We start from the raw sequence: 21,661 nt of genomic DNA on the forward strand, positions 1-21,661 counted from the left end.
GGCGAAGTTTCCACCCGCGCTCCGAAGCGCCGCCGACACGCGACCGCCTAGCGTCGGGACGACCGCACCGTATCGTCCCTCGAACGTCTCGGAGCACCGTATGACCTCACCATCCGTGCCTCACCCTCCGGACCTCGTGGCCGGGCTCGCCGAGGTCCGCGCCGCCGGCTACGACATCCCGAGCGTGATCGGCGGGCACGAGATCCGCACAGGGCGCACCGTCCCGGTCGTCACCCCGCACGCCCACGCGGTCAGCCTCGGGCACGCTCATCACGCCGGGGCGGCCGAGGTGGAGCAGGCGATCACCGCGGCCCGCGAAGCCGCCAGCGACTGGGGGCGGCTGGATGCGGCCGAGCGGGCGAAGCCCTTCCTGCGCGCCGCCGAACTTCTGGAGTCCGGCCCCTGGCGCGAGCGGTTGAACGCCGCCGCCATGCTGGAGCTGTCCAAGACCCGGGACCAGGCCGAGGGCGACGCGTCGGACGAGACGGTCGAACTCATCCGAGCCAACGTGGCCAACATGGCGGCCATGGCCGACGTCCAGCCGTACTCGCCGGACGGGGTACGCAACCATGTCGAGTACCGCCCGCTGGAGGGCTTCGTCTTCGCGGTCTCGCCGTTCAACTTCGTCTCCACCAACAACCTCGCCTTCGCCCCGGCCCTGCTCGGCAACACGGTGCTGTGGAAGCCGCACGAGAGCTCCTCGCTGGTGGCCCACCTGTCGATGCGGCTGCTGCGGGAGGCCGGACTGCCCGACGGTGTGGTCAACCTGGTGCACGGCGACGGTGCGGAGATCGGTCAAGTCGCCCTGACTCACCATGAGTTGGCGGCCGTACACTTCACCGGCTCCACCGCGACGTTCCGGCACATCTGGCGCACCGTCGGTGCCAACATCGACGGCTACCGCGACTTCCCGCGCGTGGTCGGCGAGACCGGCGGCAAGGACTTCGTGATCGCCCACCCGTCCGCCGACGTCGAAGCGCTGGCGGTGGCGTGCATACGGGGCGCCTATGAGTACCAGGGCCAGAAGTGCGCCGCGCCCTCCCGGCTCTATGTGCCACGCAGCCTGTGGCCGAGGCTCAAGGACCGGCTGATCGAACTGACCCGCTCCGTCGTCACGGGCGACCCGACGCTGCCCGGCACACACATCGGCGCCGTCATCAACGCCCGCCAGCATGCCAAGCACACCGAGGCGCTGGCGAAGGCCCGCGCCGAGGGCATCGTCCTGACGGGCGGCGGCACGGCCGACACGACCGGTTGGTTCGTCGAGCCGACACTGCTCGAAGTCGCCGACCCCCTCTCGCCGTTCATGACCGAGGAGCTCTTCGCTCCCGTCCTCGCCGCGTACGTGTACGAGGACGCCGACTGGGAGCAGACTCTGCGGCTGGTCGACGAGTCCACCGCGTACGGCCTGACCGGGGCCGTGTTCGCCGAGGACGAGGCCGCTCTCGCCCGGGCGTCGGAGGCCCTTCGCTACACCGCCGGCAACTTCTACGTCAACGACAAGCCTAGCGGCGCCGTCGTGGGCCAGCAGCCGTTCGGAGGCGCGCGCGCCTCCGGCACCAACGACAAGGCCGGCACGGTCTGGAACCTGATCCGCTTCGCGAGCCCGCGCAGCGTGAAGCGCAACGAGCGCCCGCCGCGGACGCCGGGCAACGACGCGTGGGCGGCCCGGTAACCGGTCGACGCGGCCGGATCCCGACCGAGGCCGGTTCAGGGGCGCGGCTCCCCTGGACCGGCCTCTCCCACTCAGTCGCTTCACCGGGCCCCGGTGCTCAGTCCGCCGGGTCCGCCCGGAGGAGCAGGTCGAGCAGTCCCGGGAAACGCGCGTCGAACTCCTTGCGGCGCAGCCGGTTGACGCGTCTGGCTCCCTCGTCGCGCTGTTCGACCAGGCCAGCGCCGCGCAGGATCGAGAAGTGGTGGCTGAGGGCGGCCTTGCCGACCGGCATGTCGAAGCTGCCGCAGCTGCGCGTCCACTCGGTGGAGCCCGCCAGCTCGCGGATCAGCTGGATGCGCACGGGATCCGCGACCGCGGACAGCTCCGAGGTCGTGGGAAACGTACCCACCCCCGGTGTCGGACGCTGAGTTCGGTGATGGGCGCCTGGCCGACGATGGTCTGCGCGGGGGCTCTCCTGGCCGCCCACCACCCCTCCTTCTACGAGGCGGTGAAGCACATCCCGCTCGGCGCGGTGGCCACGATCGAGTTCCTCGGCCCGTTCGCCATCGCGCTGGCCGGATCACACCAGGCCGTCGACCTGCTGCCCGCCGGTCTGGCCATCGGCGGTGTCGTCCTGCTCAGCGGGGGCGGCATCCCTCTCGACGCGACCGGCCTGGCCCTGGCCGCGGTCGCCGCGTGCTGCTGGGCCGGCTACATCCTCGTCTCCGCCCGTATGGCGCAACGCCTCAGCGGCGGCGAAGGACTGGCCGTGGCGGTGCTGATCGCGGCTCTGTTCAGCGCCCCGTACGGCATCTCCCACGCCGGCAGCGCGCTTCTGGACCCGTACGTGCTGGGGGTGGCCGCCCTGGTCGCGGTAGCCGCGAGCGTGCTGCCGTACTCGCTCAACCTGGAGGCGCTGCGCCGGATTCCGCCGCTGTGTTCAGCGTGCTGACCAGTCTGGAGGCGGCCGCCGGCGCGCTGTTCGGGCTCCTCGTCCTCGGGCAGCAGTTGGCCTGGCCGCAGTGGCTCGGCATCGCCGCGGTCGCCCCTGGCCTCCGTCGCCGCGACGTTTCTGCGAGCTGGGGAACGGCGGCAGTCGCGAGCGCAGGCGCGGGGCGGAACGGCCCAGCACGCGAGTATCGGCTCCATAGTGAGGGACGACGTCGCGGCAACGGTCGAGTGACCGCGCGGCGGTCACTGCGGACGGCGCACCACCACCTTCCGGCCCCCGCCATCTGGGAGCCCTCGGACGACACCGTGTGATGCTCGGCGCCCGTGCCGTGCGGTCGGCGGAACCTTCCGGTGAACCGCGTTCGGCCGTCGAGTCGCAACGTATGTAGCACGACATCGGTACAGAGGCGATCAAGACTGGTGCAGGCACGGAAGCGGTATGGGTCGACCGAGCCCGGAGAACAGGGCGGCAGGGGACGTATGAACAGCTACGCAGTACGGGCTGGGATGCTCGTCGATGTACAGAACGGCGAGATGCTGCCCGACCACGCGGTCGTCGTGTCGGGCGACCGGATCGAGACCGTCGAGCCGTGGTCGCCGTCACGACACGGGGCGTACGAAACCTTGGACCTCACAGACCACGTGGTCACTCCCGGACTGATCGACCTCCACACCCATCTGATCGGCGAGCTCGAATCAGGCGGTTTCGCCCCCTTCCTGACGGGGTCGGCCGCCCGGAACGCGCTGCACGGCGTACGGAATGCGAGCGTCACCCTGCGGGCGGGCTTCACCACCGTCCGGGACGTGGGAACGTTCCGCGCGTTCGTCGACTGCGATCTGCGCGACGCCATCGAGGCGGGGATCTGCGAGGGCCCGCGCATGGTCTGCGCAGGAGCGTACGTGGGGACTTCCCACGGCGGCGGTGAGATCACGGACCTCGCCCCCGACATCCCGCTGCCGCCCGAGTTCCGCACCGGGGTCGCGGACTCGGTCGACGAGGTCCGGCGCGTGGTGCGCACCATCGCCCACCGCGGAGCCGACGTGATCAAGCTGATGGCCACGGGAGCGGTGCTCACTCGAGGGACAGTGCCCGGTGTCCCCGAGTATTCGCAGGACGAGATCAGGGCCGCTGTCGACGAGGCGGCCTTGTACGGCCTGTACGTGGCGGCACACGCCCATGGGGCCGAGGGAATCCTTCGCGCGGTGCGGGCCGGGGTGCGTTCCGTCGAGCACGGTACGACGATCACCGACGAGGTGATCGACGCGTTTCTCCAGCACGGGACCTACTACGTCCCCACCACCTTCCTCATGCGCTGGATCACCGACCAGCCCGGGTTCGGCGGGTACTCCGACCATCACGTCCGGCGGATCACCGATGTGCACGGCACCGCCATGCGGGGACTGCGCGACGCCGTCGAGGCCGGTGTGCGGATCGCGTACGGAACCGACGCGATCGTGTATCCGCACGGTCTCAACGCCGGGCAGCTGGTGGACCTCGTCGCGGCCGGGATGACTCCCCTCGACGCGATCCGCTCGGCGACAGTGGTGGCGGCCGAGTGCCTTGGCCGGGACGACATCGGTGTCCTCGCCCCCGGCAGGCTGGCCGATCTGGTGGCGGTGCGCGCCGACGGACTGGACCCGGTCGACCGCTTCGGCGAGGTCGACGTGGTGATCAAGGGCGGAGTGCCGGTGAAGGGTTGGTCCCGTCGGTGAGCCCGCGCGCGTCCGGTCCGCGCGGTGATCCGGGACGGCCCGGCCCCGGCATCCCACGACAACGACCGTCCGCCGTCAGCACCGGGCGGCCCGACTCCCTTACAGGAGAACAATCATGACTGTACGAACCGAAGCCGGCGCGGTGGCCGACGCCTACCTCACCGCCTTCCGTACCGGGGACGCCGAGATCTTCGCGGGTCTCTTCGACGCACAAGGCACCTTCACCTACGTCGGAGAGGACGGAGCCGTCCAGGGCACCGCGCCCGTGTCCGATCTCCTGGGCAAGTGGGCCGAACGATCCGATCCGGGTACGGCGGTCTCCCGCGTCGGCGTGCACGCCGCCGACGACTCCCTGGCCGTCGTCGAACTCGACTTCGACCAGGGCACCCTGGCGTTCCGGGACGTGCTCGTGGTCGCGCGTGTCGAGGACACCTGGAAGATCGTTTCGAAGGTGTCACGGCTGCGGACCGGGTAATCCGGCGCCCGTTCCGGCCCTCCTGTCCTGCTAGTGACACGCTGTTAAGGTGACGGGAACGCGAGGACGAAGGTGTGGACGCATTGCAGACGGAAGACTTCGCAAAGGTCGCGTTCAGCGATGAGGAGCGTGCGTACGCCCGCGCCGTGGTCTCGACCGTGCGTCACGTGGTCCCGGGGCTGGCCCGCGCGTTCGTACCACCCGCTACCGTCGTCCTGTACGACCTCACCGAGTCCGTGGACTCCCCCGTGACGGTCGCGGGCGGCGAGGTGCTCGGACTGGACACCTCCCTTTCTTCTGCGCTCGCCGGAGAGGAGACGATCGGCGCGCGCAGGATGCTCGAATCGGGCCGGGTCGTCCGTTCGTCGAGGCTCCTCTTCCGTGCCGCCGGCGGCCGCGCGGTCGCCGCGCTGTGCATCGAGGCCGACATCAGCGACTTCGCCCGGGCCCACGAGATTCTGGCGGCGATGACACCGGCTGCCCCGGGCCCGAGCACCGAGGCGAGTGCGGACCGTGAGCGGTTCGCGCGCTCCGTCGAATCTCTGGCCCAGGACATCCTGCGAGAGACGATCGAGGCCGTCGGGGTCAGCGTCGAACTGATGAAGAAGACGCACAAGATGCGGGCGGTCCGAGAGCTGGACCGGCGCGGCTTCTTCGCCCTGCGTGAGTCGATCGACATCGCCGCACAGGCTCTCGGCGTGACGCGCTTCAGCATCTACAAGTACATCAACGAGGTCCGGGCGGAAGAAGGGACGCCGCAACCCTGACGGGGATCCCGCAAGTCCGCCCTCAGACGCTGCCTGCCCGGACCTCGTCGAGGTAGTTGTAGACGGTGAACCGGCTCACGCCGAGTTCTTCAGCGACGAGTTCGACGGAGCCTCGAAGAGCGAAGTAGCTGCGGAGGTCGAGCAGCCGTACGACGTCGAGACGGTGTTCCTTCTGCATGAGGTCGACGGGCACCGACGTCTGCTGGATCGCCTCTTCGAGGATGCTCTTGCTCAGCGCGGACAGGTTCGCCGGCGAGACCTCCTCGGTCACGGCTTCGACCGGTGCGACCGCGGGTTCCGGCACCAGGCCGGTGAGATCGCCCAGGATCCGCGCGGCGCTCTCGATCTGACCGATCTTGCTGTTCACGCACAGACAGACCACTGGGCGCCCGCTCGGCCCCCAGAAGTAAATGGCCGATGAACGCAGCGGAGTGCCGTCGGCGGTTTCCGACCGGTATCCGATGTTGTCCGACGTGAGGTTGTGCCGAAGTGCGTAGAGGGCGGCATTGGTCGGCGGTCCACCGATGGATCGGCCCGTGACGGGGTTGGCTATCGCCGCGATCGAATGGGGAATGCACGTGAAATCCTGCAGCAGGACTTCCGTGTCGACCGGGAACGCCTGCGACAGGGACGACAGGATCGGTGTCATCACGGTCACGACCTGCTGCGCGTACGCCCGGTCCGGTTCATCGAAAGGCTCCACGAATTCGAGCCCGTCGGCCATAGAAGTCCTCCTGTCGCACAAGCGCGGACCGATATAGCCGCCAATCACGGCTGAACACTGCCGGTCTCGCCGTCACCCGCCGCACACGATCTCATGCCCCGGGCCGGCGAATGGGAGCTTCCCCGGGGGCGTCCGTGAAACAGCATGCCATCACTTCAACAAGGGTGATAATATCTCAACAACTTTTTGACGTCGACGCGCACGACGGCGAGCCGAAGCACGGCAATGCGCCAACCCCGTTCCACCATCCGGCCCGTCCATGCGCGTCAGCCGCGCGACGGCCCCCCTCCTGGAACACCTCTCGCGGGGACACGAGCCCGTGACCGAGGAGACGAGAGGAACGACATGCAAGATCTTGCGGTCCTGAACAGACAGGACGTGTTCGGGCTGGTCCCATTCGAGCGGGCCGTCGAGACGATCACGGACGCGCTGACCGGCGGCCTGGATCCCACACGGGAACCGGCCCGGTCACGGGTCGACATCGCGAACGGCCAGTTCCTCGTCATGCCGTCCGACGAGTCGTCGTACTGCGGCGTCAAGGTCCTGTCCGTCGCACGCGACAACACGGCGTACGGCCTGCCGGCCGTCCAGGGCCAGTACCTGCTCTTCGAGCAGCCGACCCTGCGGCCCGTCGCGGTGATCGACGCGAGCGCGCTGACCGAACTACGCACACCCGCCGTCTCTTTGAGCGCCGTCCTCCCCGTCCTGCCCGCCCGTGCCGATCTGGAGGTCGTCGTCTTCGGACAGGGCGTCCAGGCATACGCGCATTTGGACTGCCTGCTGGCGGTTCTCCCGAAGGGCGCCGACATCGGGCGGGCGACGTTCGTCGCGCGCCGCCCCGATCCCCTCAGGACAGCGCGGTACGACATGGCCGAGTCGCTCGGGGCGCTGGACAAGGAGGTCGGGAGACGTCTCGCCGGTGCTGACCTGGTGATCTGTGCCACCGGCGCCAGGGAGCCGCTGTTCGACTCCGGCCTGATCAGGGACGAGTCCGTCGTCGTGGCCGTCGGCTCGCACGAGCCCGACGCACGCGAGGTGGACGGCCGACTGGGCGCGCGCGCCACCGTGGTCGTCGAGGACGTCGCCACGGCGCTGCGGGAATCGGGGGACGTGGTACTCGCCGTCAGGGAAGGGCTGCTCGACCCCGACGACCTCGTCCCGCTCAAGGACTTCGTCTCGGACGCCGCTGCCCGCGAGCGGTCCGCGGGCCGACCGGTGTTCTTCAAGAGCTCCGGCATGGCGTGGGAGGACCTCGCCGTCGCGGCGCGCGCCTACCGGCGCCACACAGGACAGGACGCGGCGTCGTGAGCGCCGGCGGTCACCGGGACCGTACGGGACCACCCGTCAGGCGTTGGGGAGCCACGACATGACCTGGCCGGACATCGTCGCCGTGGACTACCACACGGCCGGAGAACCCTTCCGCATCGTGCCGGACCCGCCGATCGCCTTCCCGGGCGCGCGCGTGGCCGAGCGCCGCGACCTGGCCGCCTCCGACCCGCGTGCCAACGCCCTGCGCGGGTTCCTGGCGCTGGAACCGCGGGGCTTCGACGGCATGTACGGCGGTTTCATCGTCCCCCCGGACGACGACGGGGCGGACCTCGGCGTCCTGTTCTGGCACCGCGACGGCTTCTCCAAGGCCTGTGGACACGGCAGCATCGCCCTGGCCACCTGGGCCTTCGAGACGGGCCTCGTGGAAGTGGACGCCGACGGGTACGGCGAGCTAGTCCTCGACGTGCCCGCGGGCCGGGTACAGGTCCGGCTTCGCGCCCGGGACGGAGAACTACTGGCAGCCGCTTACGACGGCCTGCCGGTGCACGTCGTCGAACTGGGGCGCGTGGTGCCGACCGAATACGGCCCGCTGTCCGTCGACACCCTCGACAGCGGACATCCCCTGCTCGCCGTCGACATCGGCCGGACGAGCCTGGACGTCACCAGGCAGGACCTCCCCATCCTCACGGGTCTGTACCGCGAGATCCGGCGGACGAGCTACAAAGAGGGCTGGCCGCTCGCCCCGGCGGGCATCGCCGTGTTCTATCGCCGACTGGCTGCGGACGGCCTTGAGATCCGGCAGCGCGGCGTCGCGATCTACGGAAACGGTCAGCTCGACCGGTCGCCGTGCGGCACCGGGACGGCCGCGCTCACCGCGCTGCTGCGCCACAGGGGCGAACTGACCGCCGGAGGGCGTCTAACCCAACTGTCCCTCGTCGGTTCCTCGTTCACGGGGACCGTGAACGAGGACAGCAGCACTCCCGGCGGTGCGATCGCGCCCCGGGTCGAGGGACGCGCCTACCGGTCCGGCGAACACCGGTTCGTCTGCATGACCGCCGATCCCTTCGACAGCGGATTCACCCTCGGCGATCAGTGACAGCGCATGTCCTGATCTCCGCCAACACCACACCCAGCGAAGGGAAGTACGTGGACAGTCACTACGAGACGGAGCGCACCGGCAAGTTCCGTGACCGTGAGGTCGCGTACACCGTCTCTCTCGATCTGTTGCCCGCGAACGGCGCGTCCGGGGAGCAGCTCGGCACGGCCTCCGTGTTCAGCTACGTCGCGCGGGAGGAGGCCGGTGCCGCGGCGCAACGCCCGGTCGTGTTCCTCTTCAATGGCGGTCCCGGTACGTCGTCCGTGTTCCTCCACTTCTCGGGGATCGGGCCGCTGCGCGCGGGCTTCTCCGACGACCTGGACGCGGGAAACCTGCCGCCGTACGTCCTGGAGGAGAGCCCGTCGTCGGTACTGGCCACCGCGGACCTCGTCTTCATCGATCCGGTGAACTCGGGCCTGGGGCGAGTGCTGCCCGGCGTCGACGGCGAGGAGCTGTTCTCGGTCGAGGGCGACGCGCGCTGTTTCGCCGACCTGATAGGCCAGTGGCTGTCCCGCCACGGAAGGTGGCAGTCACCGAAGTACCTCGTCGGCGAGAGCTACGGCACCATCCGCGCCGCGTTCGTCGCCACGGCGCTGCACAGTACCCGGTCCATTCCGGTCGACGGGATCGTCCTTCTGTCGCAGATCGTCAACCTCCAGGACGTCTTCGAACGGCCGGGCAACATCACCGGCGCCCTCGCCTCCCTCCCTTACCAGGCGGCGACGGCCTGGTATCACAAAGTCGGCTCCACAGCCCACGAGACACCGGACGAGGCCGCCTTGGCGGCCGTCGAGTTCGGCGTGAGCACCTACGCGACCGCGCTGGCCCGCGGGAACCGGCTCGGTGACCAGGAACTCCACGCGGTCGCCGACGCGCTGTCGAAGATCACCGGCATCCCCGCCCAGCGCTATGTGCGGGACAGACTCTGGCTGTCGACCACGGAGCACACGAAGTCCCTGCTACCCGGCCGTCTCGTCGGGGCGCCCGACTCGCGGTACACCTCGGCCGTCGCGGACTCGACGATCGGCGAGGCTCCCTTCGACGCCGCGTACACCGCGCTGATCCCGGCGTACGCGGCGGCCGTCGCAAGCTTCGTGCACTCCGAACTCGGCGTCCCGACCGACGTCCGCTACCGGGTGAGCGATCCGACAGCGGTGGGGCGCTGGGACTGGGAGGAAGCCGGATCGGAGCGCTTCCCCCGGATCGGCAAGCCGGGGCCCGCCCGCGTGTATCCCTATCCCGCGCAGCTCACGAAGTACCTCAAACAGGTACGCCAGGCACGGCTGTTCATCGGCACGGGCCTGTACGACTCCGTCACCACGGTCGGCACCGCCGACCACCTGCTCCGTCAGTACCCGCTGCCCGAGGACCGTGTGGTGTCCCGCTGGTACCGGAGCGGACACATGATGTACAGCGACGCCGACGCCGCGCGCGCTCTCGCCGACGACCTCGACGTCTTCTTCATGCCCTGCCTCGACGCGCGGGAAGGAGCCACCAGGTGAGCAGTCCGGTGCCCAGGGAAGACGAGGCGCTGAGGCAGTTCCTGGACGCCGCCTTCGACGAGGAGGTCGCGCTCAGCCCGCAGACGCGGGCTTCGCTCGGCATCGCCGGCGACCAGGACCGGCTCGACGACAAGTCGGATGCCGCAGGGCTTCGCCGGGTGCGGCTGCTGGAGTCCCAACGGGACGCGATGCGGCACCGTTTCCTGGCCGACGCGCTCGGGCCGGAAGGGCGGCTCAACGCGGCGCTCTTCGAGGCGCGAGCCGAACGTGCCAGGGCCGAGCACACCTGGCGCGACCACATCGCACCGTTCTCGATCGACGGCGGCCCCGACGAGAGCGCCTCGTTCCTGATCGGCCGGCACGGAATCGGTTCCGTCGAGGACGCCCGGCATTACATCGCCCGACTGCGGGAGTTGGAACGGGTCCTCGGTGAACTCGCGCAGCGGCTGGCCCGTCAGCAGGATCTCGGCATCACCTGGACCGAGCGGCAGATCGGACGGCTTCGCCTGGCTCTTCGGCCCTACCGTGCCGGTGCCCCGTTCGAGCCCGGCGCCGACGGGCCGCTGCTCGCGGACTTCAGGAAGAAGATCGCGGCTCTCGGTCTGACGTCCGGGGAGGAGGCCGCTCTGGTGGCCGAGGCCACCGCCGCGCTGACCGGGGAAGTGTGCCGCGGCAGGGATCGCTACCTGTCCGCGATCGACGCGATCGCACCCCGCCCCCGGCCGAGGGACGGTGTGTGGAGTCTCCCGGACGGCGACGCCTATTACGGCGCCGCCCTCCGCCGCTGGAGCACCACCGACATGTCGGCCGACGAGATCCATCGCCTCGGCCTCGAACAGGTGGAACACATCGGCGCCGAAATGGCCGAGGTCCTGCGGCAGGTCGGTTTCACCGGACCGCTCTCACACTTCCAGGAAACGATCCGCACCGATCCCCGTTTCCAGTACAGCGACGACGAACCGGGCCGTGCGCAGTGCTTGCGCGACACGGAACAGGCCCTGGCCGCGGCACTGGCCGTTTCCCCGGGTTTCTTCCGCTCTCTGCCCAAAGCGTCCATCGAAGTGCGGGCGGTGGAGGAGTGGCGTGCGGCGAATTCACCGGTTGCCTTCTACGACCCCGCGTCACCCGACGGAGAGCGGCCGGGCACGCTGTACGTGAACCTCGCCGACATGACACAGGTGCAGAAGATCCAGCTGGCCGCGATCGTTCACCACGAGGGTGTTCCGGGGCACCACTACCAGGTTGCCCTCGATCAGGAGTGTGCGGATCTGCCGAAGTTCAGGCGCTTCAACGTCGACTACGGGGCGTACGTCGAGGGGTGGGCTCTCTATTCCGAGCGCCTGGGAGACGAGATGGGCCTCTACGAGGATCCCTATGCGCGCTTCGGAATGCTGTCGCTCCAGATGTGGCGGGCCTGCCGGCTGGTGCTGGACACGGGAATCCACGCCAAACGCTGGACGCGCGAGCAGGCCATCGCTTACTTCACCGCGAACTCCTCGCTGTCGCATCTCGACATCGAACGGGAGGTCGACCGGTACATCGGCTCGCCCGGACAGGCCACGGCCTACCTGATCGGCCAGATCCGCATCCTTGATCTCCGTACTCGCGCGAAGGACGCGCTGGGACCCGATTTCGACATCCGGGACTTCCACGATGCGGTTCTCGGAAACGGCGCCGTCCCCCTCGATGTCCTCGCCCGGCAGGTGGACGGCTGGATCCAGGAGGCCCGTCATCACGCATGACCTCATGGCCCCCACAGAGCGACCGGCCCCCGGCGCCATCTCCGGGCACTACTTCGACACCGCCTCCGTGGGCTTCGTGCCCCCGGCGGTCCGACACGCTGTGACGAACTGCTACGAGGCCCTTGGGAGGGGCACGCTCGGAATGGCGCGGGTACGCGAAGGCGTCGATCAGGCGCGCGAGTTGCTCGGGCAGGAGTTCGGAGTCGACCCCGGTGACGTGTCGTTCGCCTCCAGCACCGGCGAGGCGATGAACGCCCTCGCGCGGGCAGTTCCCTGGCTCGAGGGCGATGAAGTGCTGACGCTCACGGGCGAGTTCCCTACGGTGACATGGCCCTGGAGCAGGCTCGGCGATGGAGTGCGTCTGGTCCAGGTGGATCCGCTGCGGGGCGACGACCGGCTCGGTGCACTGCTGGACGGCCTCACCCCACGCACCCGCGTCGTGGTCGTCTCGCACGTCAGCTCCTTCACCGGTACGCGCATCGACCTCGACACCCTCGGCCGGGCCTGCGCTCGGGTGAACGCCCTGCTGGTGTGCGACGGCGCCCAGTCGGCGGGCAGTGTCCCGGTCGCACTCGGCGAGGTCGACTTCTACATCGCGACGGGCTACAAGTGGCTGCTCGCGGGCTTCGGAATCGCCGTTGTGATCAGCTCCGCCGCCGTACGCGACGGCCTTCGGCCGACCCTGCTCGGGCACGCGAACCTCCCGCCCTCCACCCGACTGGGCTGCGGCACGCCCAACTTCGGCGGAATCCACGCCCTGCGGGCGGCCGCCGCCGTCCGGCGGGAATTCGGGTTCCAGGCCGTCCACGAACGCGTGGCCGCCCTGTCCCACAGCATCCACCTGGACTGCACGCGGCTGGGACTCGTTCCTGTCGCGGACCCGTCCCGGATGGGCGGGATCGTGAGCCTGTCGGCCGTAGCCGATGTGCCCGCCGCCGTACGGGCTCTCGCCGCGAACGGCGTTACCGCAGCCGACCGCGGGGGCCTGCTGCGTCTCTCGCCGCACTTCTACACCACGGACACGGACATCGACATCCTCATGCACTCGTTGGCGGCCCTGCCCACCGCATGAGCCGACGTGCGCAGCCGGAAGGAACGTAATGGTAAAGACAGTTGTCAACAACGGTTCGGCCCTCGGACCGTACTCCTCCGCGGTCGTCGCGGGTGATTACTGCTTCGTCGCCGGTACGGGAGGCCTGGTCCCCGGCACCAAGCGCGTGGCGGAAGGAGGGATCGAGGCCGAGATCCGCCAGACCATGGAGAACCTCAAGTCCGTGATCACCGAAGCCGGTTTCCGCATGGCCGAGGTCGTGTCCGTCACCTGCTATCTGCGCGACCTGGCCGACTGGTCGACGCTCAACGAGGTCTACGGCCCCTACTTCCCCGAAGAGCCACCGGCGCGCGCGGCGGTGGCCGTGGCCGACCTGCCCGCCGGCCTGAACGTGGAACTCACCTGCGTCGCCTATCGGGGAGGCCGGTCGTGATCGAGCACTTCACCGTCTTCGGCGCGGCGATGCGCGTCGGTACGATCACCGCGACCCACGTCGAGAACCGCATCCACCTGGACTTCGGCGTCTTCAACAACGGACGGGGCGCCAAATTCGACGAACAGCTCCGGCTGAACGACCTCCACCTCCCGCTGGAGTGGCGCATCGACGGGACCTCGCTGATGGGCGGGGCCGTACACGAGCGGCTCGGCACCGACGGACACGTACAGTCGTGGACCAGCCAAGCCGAGGAGGGCAGCGACGACAGCGCCGTCCTCAAACTGTATCTGGCCGCCGACTCCAGCCCCTACGCCCCGTGGATCTACGCGCGCGCGGCCCTCGCGGCCGGCGGCACGATCGAGGCCCTGCCTGCGGGGTCCGTACGGGCCGAACGGTTCACCCAGGTCGAACTGAGGGGCACGGCACTCGACGTGTACGCCGTGACCGGCGCGGCGCTTACCCCGCAGTACGTGCTGATGGATGCCGACGAGCGGCTGATCGCCACAGGCGGCGGCACTCTGGACTTCTCCGAGACACTCGTCCGCGACGACTTCGCCGTGGAGCTTCCCGAACTCACCGACCTCTTCGCCGCCCTCACCCGCCGCCATCTGGAACAGATCCAGTCACGGGTCCGGCACCGCCACGACGCTCCCGTGCGGATCAGGGACGTACGCGTCTTCGACCCGGAGTCCGGGACTCTCACCGAGCCGATGTCGGTGACCACATACCGCGGCATGATCACCCTGATCGAGCCGGACGCCTCGGCCCGCAGCCGACCGGACGAGGTGGTCGTCGACGGCGCCGGGGGCACACTGCTCGCCGGTCTGCACGACATGCACGCGCATGTCTCCGGCTGGTCCGCGCTGTTCTACATCGCCGCGGGCGTCACCACGATCCGTGACATGGGCAACGAGAACGACACCCTGCTGGACCTGATGACCCGAATCGACGCGGCGGAGATCGCCGGCCCGACGGTCGTGCCCTCCGGATTCATCGAGGGCCGCAGCGACTTCTCGATGAGGCTCGGTGTCATCCCCGAGACCCTGGAGGAGGGCCTGGAGGCCGTGCGCTGGTACGGCAGCCGCGGCTACCACCAGATCAAGCTCTACAACTCCATGAATCCCGACTGGGTGGCACCCCTGGCCGCCGAAGCGCACAGACTCGGCATGCGCGTGGTCGGGCATGTACCGGCGTTCAGCAGCCCCGACCGGGTCATCGCGGACGGCTATGACGAGATCACACACATCAACCAGCTCGTGCTGGGCTGGCTCCTTTCGCCGGAGGAGGACACCCGCACGCCACTGCGGCTCACCGCGATGGCACGCTCGAAGAACCTCGACCTGGACTCGGCTCCGGTACGTCACACCGTGGCCCGCATGGTCGAGCGGGGTGTCGGACTGGACACCACGACGGTCATTCTGGAACGTCTGATGCTCAGCCGGACCCGCACTGTCATCGACGCGGACCAGGCCTATCTCGACCACATGCCCGTCAGCTACCAGCGCAGTCGCAAACGCACCTACGTGCCCTACTCCTCCGACGCGGAACTGCAGGACTACGACCGGTCCTTCGCCAAGCTCCTGGACATCATGAGGCTGCTGCACGATCACGGCGTCCAGCTGTGGCCGGGCACCGACGACGGCACCGGCTTCACTCTCCACCGCGAGTTGGAGCTGTACGCCGCGGCAGGCCTGTCGCCGGCGGAGGTGCTGTGTATCGCGACCCGTGACTGTGCCCGCCATCTGGGGCTCGGGCACAGTCACGGCAGTATCGAACGGGGCAGGACGGCGTCCTTCGTCCTGCTCGACGGCGACCCCACCGTCGATGTCTCGGCGATCCGGAACATTCGCATGGTGGTCAGGGACGGAGACCTGTACTTCCCGCACGAGATCTACCGTGAGCTGAACATCGAACCGTTCGTCCCTGCGCCCGCCGTGTCGGAACCGGGCGAGGAGGGCCGTCGAACCTGAGTGGCCGGGCCTCGTCAGGCCCGCTGGTTTCGTCGCCAGCCCGCGGCGCTCGCGCTCTTTCCCAAGGCGCCTCGGGAAAGAAAGTGGGGGTTGGAGTTACCCGGGCAGGACCCGGGCAACTCCGGCCCCCTTACCGAGGGCGACGGGGCGATGCCGAGCCGGAGGCCCGGCGGATCGACGCAGAAAACGGCTCGTCCCCGGCCGCCGGTGTGCTGGGCGAGCCGGCAACGAGCCGTTGGGGTCAGGCGTGCTTCACCGCGATCGGGCGAGGAGCACGGGTCAGGCGTCGCGGTCCGTCCTGGCCCGCCACGACCATGTCCTCGATACGGATTCCGAACCGTCCGGGCAGATAGACACCCGGCTCCAGGGTCACCACCAACCCCGCCTCCAGAGGCGCCGCGGCATCGGGGACGAGCGACGGGGCCTCGTGGACGTCGAGCCCGATGCCGTGACCGACCCTGGTGTTCTCGCGATAGCCGTTGCGTACGAGGGCCTCGTTCGAGGCGCGGCACAGTGCGCCGATGTCATGGCCGACGACCGCCGCGGCGAAGGCGGCGTCCTGTGCCTCCTGTACGGCAGCGTAAGCCCGCGCGTACTCCTCGGACGGCTGCCCGAAGTGCACCTGCTGTGTCATGTCCGCCCAGAAACCGCGGTACTCGACCCCGATGTCGAAGAGCACGGCCGAGCCCCCGGCCAGCACCGTGTCATCGGCAACGTGGTGCGGCTGAGCCGCGTTGGGTCCGAACGCCACGACCATGTAGTCGGCCGAACCGGATCCCCGCAGCCGCAGGAACGCCGAGATCTCGCCCTGGAGTTCGCGCTCGGTCATGCCGATCTGCGCCACCTCGATCGCGTGGTCGACGGCGTCCGACACCAGGTCCGCGGCGACCTGGAGAGCCTCGATCTCCTCCTTGTCCTTCACCAGGCGCAGCGGCCCGATGACGTCGCTGCCGCTCCTCGGCTGCGCCCCGAGGAGCGGCAGCAGGTGCTTGAGATAACGGAAGGGGAGGTCGTCGTCGGCTGCGACCACCGGGCCGTCGCCGACCTCCAGCGACGCCAACGCCCCGGCGACAGCGGCCTCGGGTCCCTCCCGGTCGTTCCACCCGAACATCTCGATGCCGGAGACCTGCGACGCGAACTCGGGCACCTCGAAGCCGGGCATGACCATCGCGGCCCGATGCCTGCTCACGAACAGCATGCAGGGCCGGTCGGTGTAGAGCACGTCCACACCCGGCAGCAGCCAGGCGAGGTCCGACTTCGGTGCCAGGACGAGCGCGTCGACCTGGCGCTCACACATCCGTCGCCGGACCGCGTCGAACCGAACACTGCTCCCGATGTCGTACATGAGATGGTTGGTCCTTTCAGGGTTGGATGACGAGGCTCTTGGCGTCCAGGAACTCCTCGACACCGGCGTCTCCCCACTCACGGCCGTGACCGGACTGCTTGACGCCTCCGAAGGGCACCCTCATGGTCCCGGCCGCGCCGTTGACGACGACCATTCCCGTCTTGATCTTCCGGGCGACGCGCTCGGCGCGCTCCTGGTCGCCCGACCAAACGGCGCCGCTGAGGCCGTACTTCGAGTTGTTGGCGATCCGCACGGCCTCCTTCTCGTCGTCGAAGGGGATGACTCCGAGAACCGGGCCGAACACCTCCTCCTGCGCGACAGTGCTGTCCGGGTGGACGTCGGCGAGGATGGTGGGCCGGACGTAGTGGCCCCGGGCCAGTCCGGACGGCGGCTCGGTCCCGCCGAGGACCACCCGCGCGCCCTCGCGTCCGGCCGTCTCCACGAGACCGCGGATACGATCCAGCTGGGTCCTCGACGCGACCGGCCCGAGCAGCGTCGCAGGGTCCTGGGGGTCGCCCGGCACGAAGCGGCCCCCCGCCGCCACGGCGAGTTCGAGCACCTCGCCCAGACGTGACCGCTCGACGACCAGCCGGGTGAGGGCCGCGCAGACCTGGCCCGAGTTCTGGAACGCCGAGGCCACCGTCCGCTGTACGGCCGCCTCGATATCCGCGTCGGCGAACACCAGGGAAGCAGACTTGCCGCCGAGTTCCAGGACCACCTTCTTGACCGTGTCGGCGGCGACCTGGCTGACCCGCGTACCGGCCCTGGTGGACCCGGTGAACGACACCACCGCGACATCGGGATGGGAGACCAGTGCCTCCCCGGTCCGTATGCCGTCACCGGTGACGACGTTGACGACCCCGGCCGGCACACCCGCCTGCTCCAGGATGTCAGCGAGCAGCAGCGCGTTCAACGGGGTGAGTTCGCTCGGCTTGAGGACGACCGTGCAGCCCGCGGTGAGCGCCGGGGCGACCTTGCAGGCGATCTGGAAGAGCGGGAAGTTCCATGGAGTGACGGCCGCGACGACTCCGGCCGGCTCACGGACGAGGCGGTACCCGTCCCGCTTCTCCTCGAACACGAACTCCCGCGCGATGTCGGCGTGTTGCCGAAAGATCTGGAGGGCCATGCCGACCTGGGCCGGGCGTGCCATCGACACCGGCACTCCCAGCTCCTGGGTGAGCGTCGAGGCCAGCTCGTCCGCCCTCTGCTCGACGGCCGACGCGATCGCCTCCAGAAGCACCGCGCGCTCCTCGGCCGTGGTCGCCGACCAGGCGGGCAGGGCGTCGGACGCGGCCCCCACGGCCCGGTCGACGTCCTCCGCGTCGCCGATCCTGACCGAGGCGATGACCCCCTCGGTGGCGGGGTTTTCCACCTCGACCGAGTCGGCGCCGTGCGACTCGGTCCAGCGCCCCCCGATGTAGTGCCTCGTGCCGTCGGTCACCTCGTCTCCTTTCCGGCGTCGCCGATCGTGCCCTGGGCGAGCCTCAGGTCGAACACGTTCCCAGGGGTCCGCGGGTTGTCCGTGGTGGGCAGGTGGCGGGACCACCATGCGAGGAAGTAGTCGATGCGGTGCTTGCGCAGCTGCGGGTCGCCCCGGTCCTCGATGGAGTGATGTCCACCGGGGAAGAGCACGAAGGCGCTTTCCTTGCCGTACGCGCGCAGCGCGCGGTAGAACACCTTCCCCTGGTCGACCGGGGTCCTGAGGTCGCCCTCGTACTGAGCGACCATGGTCGGGGTCACGACCTGCTCGGCCAGAGGAGCGAGGTCCACGTCCATGACGGTGCCCTTGATGTCGCCGTCCACGACCTCTACGTCCATCTCGGCTGCGGGCCCCGTGACACCCGGATGTCCCATCCACCCCAGGTCGGAGGTTCCCATGAGCGCTTCGATGTCGATGGCAGGGGACTCGACGATCGCCGAGACGAACCGGTCGACATGGGTGACGAACCACGCCGTCAGCAGCCCTCCGAAGCTGCCGCCGGTGACACCCACCCGGTCCGCGGCGATCTCCTCTCGGGCGCACACGCCTTCCAGCAGCGACAGGATGTCGTCGACCATGGGGTAGTGCTGCCCGGCCGGCACCGGCACCAGGCCGGCTACCGCGTGCTCCATGCCGTAGCCCATGGTCGCGCGGAAGTCGCAGGTCAGGTAGGCGTACCCGGCCTGGGTGTAGGCGAGCCGGTCGTCGCGGACCTCGTCCGACTCGAACCAGTACGGGCCGCCGTGGATCCGGACGATCAGCGGGTGGGGTCCTTCGCCGGCCGGCAGGAAGAGCTTGCCGAGCACGTCGTATCCGTCGCTCGCGACGGCTGTGACGGTCTGGGGTGCGGGGAGTTTCCCGAGGTCGAGGTCGGCGCTGAACCGGGTGACGGACTGGAACTCGCCGTCGGTCAGGACGCCCAGCTCGCCCGGCGACTGCCAGTCGCCCGCCACGGCCACGACCCGGCCGTCGGCGGCGTGGGCGAGGTGGTGGACGTGGTACCGGGAGCCCGACTCGACGACCGGCAGGCCGCCGTCGGACGGGACCGAGAAGGCCGCGGCCAGTCCGCGGTGCGCGGCGGTGTACCACACCTTGTCGCCGGCGCAGATCACCTCGCTAGGCTGTGGCATGACCTGGATCATCAGCTCCGCCAGGCCGGCCTCGGCGACGGCGCTCACGCCGGCGTCCCCGTCGACCGGTGCGCGGTAGACGCCCGCGCACATGGCCGCCCAGGCCAGCCCGTTCGGCGCCATGGGAGTGCCGATGAAGACCACGTGGCGGGAGTCCTCGCTGAACACCGGACCGTAGGCACGGAATCCGTGCCCGGAGACGGGGGTCGACTCGCCCGTGGCAAGCTGGTGGACGAAGACGTCCCGGACCGCTTCGCCGCAGTGCGGGAAGGCTGAGCCGGTGAAGGCGACGGCCGAGCCGTCCGGGCTCCAGCAGACCTCGCGGTCGTCCCGGTCGCCCGAGGTCAGCTCCACCACCGCGGCGCCGCCGTCGACGTCCACGAGCCGGACGGTGGAGGAGACGTCCTCGAAGTAGCCGTGTTCGTCGAGGTCGAAGAAGAGCCTGGTCGTGACGCGTGGCGCGGTTCCGTTGCGCGGGTGTGCCGCCTCGCCCGTCGCATGCGGCCGGTCGTGCCAATGGCGTGCCGAGAACGCGATGCGGGTGCCCTCCGGCTCCCAGGCGAAGTCCAGGACATCGGACTCGGTGTCGCACTCCGTCTCGGTCCCCGTCTCCATGTCCCGCACGGTGAGTACGCCATGGCCCTCCGGTGTGAGACGCAGGAAGGCGAGCCGTGTGCCGTCGTGGTTGAAGGCCGGCAGACGACCCTCGGTGAGGACTTCCGAGGACCCGTCGCCGATGTCGACCCGCCAGAGCTGCCGAACGTAACGGTTGCTCGCGACATCGGGGACCCGCCGCTCGACGACCACGATCGGCGACGTGGGATGCGGCGCGGGTTTGCCGAGCCGGTAGACCGACTCGAACTGACGCACGTCCATCTCTAACCCTCTTCCTGGGAGATCTTGTCAAGACATATGAAGGACCGCAGATCGCCGGTCAGTGCGACCAGGGAGGCCGGGTCCGCATAGGGCATGTGGCCCGCCGGGTAGCGGCGCTCGACCACCCGGTCCTCGGGCAGGTCGTACTGACGCAGCAGGTGTTCGACCGCGCCGACTGTCGTGAGCGCGTCGTAGTGGCCCGTGCCGATGAAGAGCCGCGAGCGCGGAGCCCGGCGCAGATGCTGCGTCAGTCTCGCGACATAGGCGTATGTGTCGAAGGGGGACGGCTGACCCGTGAAGTTCATCTGCTGCGACCAAGTGTCGTGCCAGCTCCACCGTGCCGGGGCCTGCACGTCCATCACGCGGTAGGGGACACCGGTGTCCAGCCCGAGGTCCTGACGCAGATGCCGAGCCAGTCCCGCGCTCCAGGCCGGGGCGAGATGGGAGAGCGCCGCCTCGATCGGCGCTTCCCCGGCACCGCTGTCCGCAGTGGCGGAGACGTAGCGGGCGTCGTACATGCCCAGGGTCTTGCGCTCCTGCTCCAGGAGCGACTGCCGGAACTCGTCCTTCTTGATCGAGAACCGGGACGAGAGCCAGCGCTGGGCCTCGATGCCCGTGATCTCCTCCAGATGCGCCGCCGCCCGCCTGCGGTCCTCGGCCCGGCTGCGGTTGCCCTGCAGCAGGAGCGCTCCGAATTCTCCGTGCGCGTACTCGACCGCGTGATCGACCGCCTCGTCGACCGTGGTATGGGCTCGCGAGCCGCGGCCGTGGAACCAGGCCGCGGCCGCGTAGAAGGGCAGCGCCGCCTGCATCCCGACCGGGTTCCCGGGACGCTGCAGCGTCTCCTGGACGTTGAGGGCCTGGCCGAGGAAGATCAGGCCGTCGACGGTGATGGACCGGAGTCCGTGGAGCTGGGTCGCGACGAACGGGGCACGGTGGGTTCCGTAGCTCTCCCCCATGAGGAACTTCGGCGAGTCCCAGCGGTCGTGCCGGGTGATCCAGTCGGTGATGACCTCGGCGAAGAGGCGGGCATCGCCCTCGATCGAGTACGGCTCGGTGAGGTCGGCATCGGGAACCGAACGGCCGAAACCGGCGTTCAGGGGGTCGATGAAGACCAGGTCCGCCACGTCGAGCAGGCAGTTCGGGCTGTCCTCCAGGAGGTAAGGCGGGTGAACACCCTCGGAGAGATCTCGCGGGACGGCGACCCGCCGTGGTCCGATGCCGCTCAGGTGCAGGAACGCCGAGGACGACCCCGGGCCCCCGTTGAAGGCGAACAGGACCGGCCGGCGTGAGGGTTCGTCGAGGGTGTGGTCGGCGATGTACGAGAAGACGGACTGTGTGCCGAGCGGCCGGCCGTCCTGTGTGCGCACGTCCACTTCGTCGCAGGAGAAGGTGTAGGTGATCTCCCGTCCGCCGAACACTCCGTTCAGCTTCCCGGGCGCTGTCATCTGCTGGGTCACCTCTGGCACGGCCTTTCTCG

At 69.4% G+C, this 21,661-nt stretch carries 18 protein-coding genes; 12 read left to right on the forward strand and 6 right to left on the reverse strand.

The genetic code is table 11. From position 1 onward, the window contains the following. Positions 1–100: 100 nt before the first annotated feature. Complete coding sequence (gene pruA, locus ACFYXF_RS04180; protein WP_389347945.1) at positions 101–1,675, forward strand: L-glutamate gamma-semialdehyde dehydrogenase; 1,575 nt, start codon at positions 101–103, stop codon at positions 1,673–1,675. A 97-nt stretch (positions 1,676–1,772) separates the two neighbouring features. Here the strand turns inward: pruA and ACFYXF_RS04185 are convergent, their stop codons facing one another. Further along, entirely contained in the window at positions 1,773–2,063 is a 291-nt protein-coding gene (locus ACFYXF_RS04185; protein WP_389347946.1) for an ArsR/SmtB family transcription factor, read from the reverse strand. A 27-nt stretch (positions 2,064–2,090) separates the two neighbouring features. Here ACFYXF_RS04185 and ACFYXF_RS04190 point away from each other — a divergent pair, with 27 nt between their 5' ends. From ACFYXF_RS04190 to ACFYXF_RS04205, 4 genes are all read left to right on the forward strand, one after another. Beyond that, a complete protein-coding gene (locus ACFYXF_RS04190) occupies positions 2,091–2,606 on the forward strand; it encodes an EamA family transporter (RefSeq protein ID WP_389347947.1) in 516 nt (171 codons plus the stop codon). A 479-nt stretch (positions 2,607–3,085) separates the two neighbouring features. Beyond that, a complete protein-coding gene (locus tag ACFYXF_RS04195) occupies positions 3,086–4,318 on the forward strand; it encodes an amidohydrolase family protein (RefSeq protein ID WP_389347948.1) in 1,233 nt (410 codons plus the stop codon). Between the two features lie 115 nt (positions 4,319–4,433). Further along, entirely contained in the window at positions 4,434–4,793 is a 360-nt protein-coding gene (locus tag ACFYXF_RS04200; protein WP_389347949.1) for a nuclear transport factor 2 family protein, read from the forward strand. Positions 4,794–4,867: 74 nt separating this feature from the next. Continuing rightward, positions 4,868–5,560: a helix-turn-helix domain-containing protein gene (locus tag ACFYXF_RS04205; RefSeq protein WP_389347950.1), complete on the forward strand. Its 693-nt coding sequence runs from the start codon at positions 4,868–4,870 to the stop codon at positions 5,558–5,560. A gap of 22 nt (positions 5,561–5,582) precedes the next feature. Here ACFYXF_RS04205 and ACFYXF_RS04210 read toward each other — a convergent pair whose 3' ends face one another. Continuing rightward, on the reverse strand, positions 5,583–6,284 hold the full coding sequence (locus ACFYXF_RS04210) for a transcriptional regulator (protein ID WP_389347951.1): 702 nt from the start codon (positions 6,282–6,284) through the stop codon (positions 5,583–5,585). Positions 6,285–6,629: 345 nt separating this feature from the next. Between ACFYXF_RS04210 and ACFYXF_RS04215 the strand changes: the two genes are divergently transcribed. From ACFYXF_RS04215 to ACFYXF_RS04245, 7 genes are read left to right on the forward strand one after another with little or no spacing between them, the layout of a single operon-like run. Further along, positions 6,630–7,592, forward strand: a complete 963-nt coding sequence (locus ACFYXF_RS04215) for an ornithine cyclodeaminase family protein (RefSeq protein WP_389347952.1) — start codon at positions 6,630–6,632, stop codon at positions 7,590–7,592. A gap of 58 nt (positions 7,593–7,650) precedes the next feature. Then, positions 7,651–8,649, forward strand: coding sequence for a proline racemase family protein (locus tag ACFYXF_RS04220; RefSeq protein ID WP_389347953.1), 999 nt, complete (start codon positions 7,651–7,653; stop codon positions 8,647–8,649). Next, positions 8,646–10,151, forward strand: a complete 1,506-nt coding sequence (locus tag ACFYXF_RS04225) for a hypothetical protein (protein ID WP_389347954.1) — start codon at positions 8,646–8,648, stop codon at positions 10,149–10,151. The genes ACFYXF_RS04220 and ACFYXF_RS04225 overlap by 4 nt, the downstream gene beginning before the upstream one ends. Further along, positions 10,148–11,893 (forward strand): DUF885 domain-containing protein, encoded by a 1,746-nt coding sequence (locus tag ACFYXF_RS04230; RefSeq protein WP_389347955.1) that lies wholly within the window; start codon positions 10,148–10,150, stop codon positions 11,891–11,893. The genes ACFYXF_RS04225 and ACFYXF_RS04230 overlap by 4 nt, the downstream gene beginning before the upstream one ends. Positions 11,894–11,897: 4 nt before the next feature. Continuing rightward, positions 11,898–12,965, forward strand: coding sequence for an aminotransferase class V-fold PLP-dependent enzyme (locus tag ACFYXF_RS04235; RefSeq protein WP_389347956.1), 1,068 nt, complete (start codon positions 11,898–11,900; stop codon positions 12,963–12,965). A gap of 28 nt (positions 12,966–12,993) precedes the next feature. Continuing rightward, positions 12,994–13,377 carry a RidA family protein gene (locus tag ACFYXF_RS04240; protein ID WP_389347957.1) on the forward strand — a complete coding sequence of 128 codons (384 nt, stop codon included), beginning with the start codon at positions 12,994–12,996 and terminating at the stop codon, positions 13,375–13,377. Beyond that, positions 13,374–15,350, forward strand: coding sequence for an amidohydrolase family protein (locus ACFYXF_RS04245; RefSeq protein ID WP_389347958.1), 1,977 nt, complete (start codon positions 13,374–13,376; stop codon positions 15,348–15,350). Before ACFYXF_RS04240 ends, ACFYXF_RS04245 begins: the two co-directional genes overlap by 4 nt. Before the next feature lie 241 nt (positions 15,351–15,591). Here ACFYXF_RS04245 and ACFYXF_RS04250 read toward each other — a convergent pair whose 3' ends face one another. The 4 genes from ACFYXF_RS04250 to ACFYXF_RS04265 are packed head-to-tail and all read right to left on the reverse strand — an operon-like array spanning position 15,592 to position 21,629. Then, the gene (locus ACFYXF_RS04250) at positions 15,592–16,695 is read right to left on the reverse strand and encodes a M24 family metallopeptidase (RefSeq protein ID WP_389347959.1); all 1,104 of its coding nucleotides are present in this window, start codon (positions 16,693–16,695) and stop codon (positions 15,592–15,594) included. Positions 16,696–16,711: 16 nt separating this feature from the next. Beyond that, positions 16,712–18,136, reverse strand: coding sequence for an aldehyde dehydrogenase family protein (locus ACFYXF_RS04255; protein WP_389347960.1), 1,425 nt, complete (start codon positions 18,134–18,136; stop codon positions 16,712–16,714). Further along, the gene (locus tag ACFYXF_RS04260) at positions 18,133–20,181 is read right to left on the reverse strand and encodes a prolyl oligopeptidase family serine peptidase (protein ID WP_389347961.1); all 2,049 of its coding nucleotides are present in this window, start codon (positions 20,179–20,181) and stop codon (positions 18,133–18,135) included. Before ACFYXF_RS04260 ends, ACFYXF_RS04255 begins: the two co-directional genes overlap by 4 nt. Before the next feature lie 2 nt (positions 20,182–20,183). After that, a complete protein-coding gene (locus ACFYXF_RS04265; protein ID WP_389347962.1) occupies positions 20,184–21,629 on the reverse strand; it encodes a hypothetical protein in 1,446 nt (481 codons plus the stop codon). Positions 21,630–21,661 lie beyond the last annotated feature (32 nt).

Origin of the sequence: Streptomyces sp. NPDC002680, from assembly GCF_042889145.1 — a bacterium.
GTDB lineage: Bacteria > Actinomycetota > Actinomycetes > Streptomycetales > Streptomycetaceae > Streptomyces > Streptomyces adonidis.

Excerpts from the sequence above, each read along its gene's own strand:
- ACFYXF_RS04260 (WP_389347961.1), bottom strand. The coding sequence starts at position 20,181 with ATGGACGTGCGTCAGTTCGAGTCGGTCTACCGGCTCGGCAAACCCGCG.
- ACFYXF_RS04190 (WP_389347947.1), top strand. The coding sequence starts at position 2,091 with ATGGGCGCCTGGCCGACGATGGTCTGCGCGGGGGCTCTCCTGGCCGCC.
- ACFYXF_RS04265 (WP_389347962.1), bottom strand. The coding sequence starts at position 21,629 with ATGACAGCGCCCGGGAAGCTGAACGGAGTGTTCGGCGGACGGGAGATC.
- ACFYXF_RS04235 (WP_389347956.1), top strand. The coding sequence starts at position 11,898 with ATGGCCCCCACAGAGCGACCGGCCCCCGGCGCCATCTCCGGGCACTAC.
- ACFYXF_RS04195 (WP_389347948.1), top strand. The coding sequence starts at position 3,086 with ATGAACAGCTACGCAGTACGGGCTGGGATGCTCGTCGATGTACAGAAC.
- ACFYXF_RS04215 (WP_389347952.1), top strand. The coding sequence starts at position 6,630 with ATGCAAGATCTTGCGGTCCTGAACAGACAGGACGTGTTCGGGCTGGTC.
- ACFYXF_RS04200 (WP_389347949.1), top strand. The coding sequence starts at position 4,434 with ATGACTGTACGAACCGAAGCCGGCGCGGTGGCCGACGCCTACCTCACC.
- ACFYXF_RS04210 (WP_389347951.1), bottom strand. The coding sequence starts at position 6,284 with ATGGCCGACGGGCTCGAATTCGTGGAGCCTTTCGATGAACCGGACCGG.
- ACFYXF_RS04250 (WP_389347959.1), bottom strand. The coding sequence starts at position 16,695 with ATGTACGACATCGGGAGCAGTGTTCGGTTCGACGCGGTCCGGCGACGG.
- pruA (WP_389347945.1), top strand. The coding sequence starts at position 101 with ATGACCTCACCATCCGTGCCTCACCCTCCGGACCTCGTGGCCGGGCTC.
- ACFYXF_RS04240 (WP_389347957.1), top strand. The coding sequence starts at position 12,994 with ATGGTAAAGACAGTTGTCAACAACGGTTCGGCCCTCGGACCGTACTCC.
- ACFYXF_RS04220 (WP_389347953.1), top strand. The coding sequence starts at position 7,651 with ATGACCTGGCCGGACATCGTCGCCGTGGACTACCACACGGCCGGAGAA.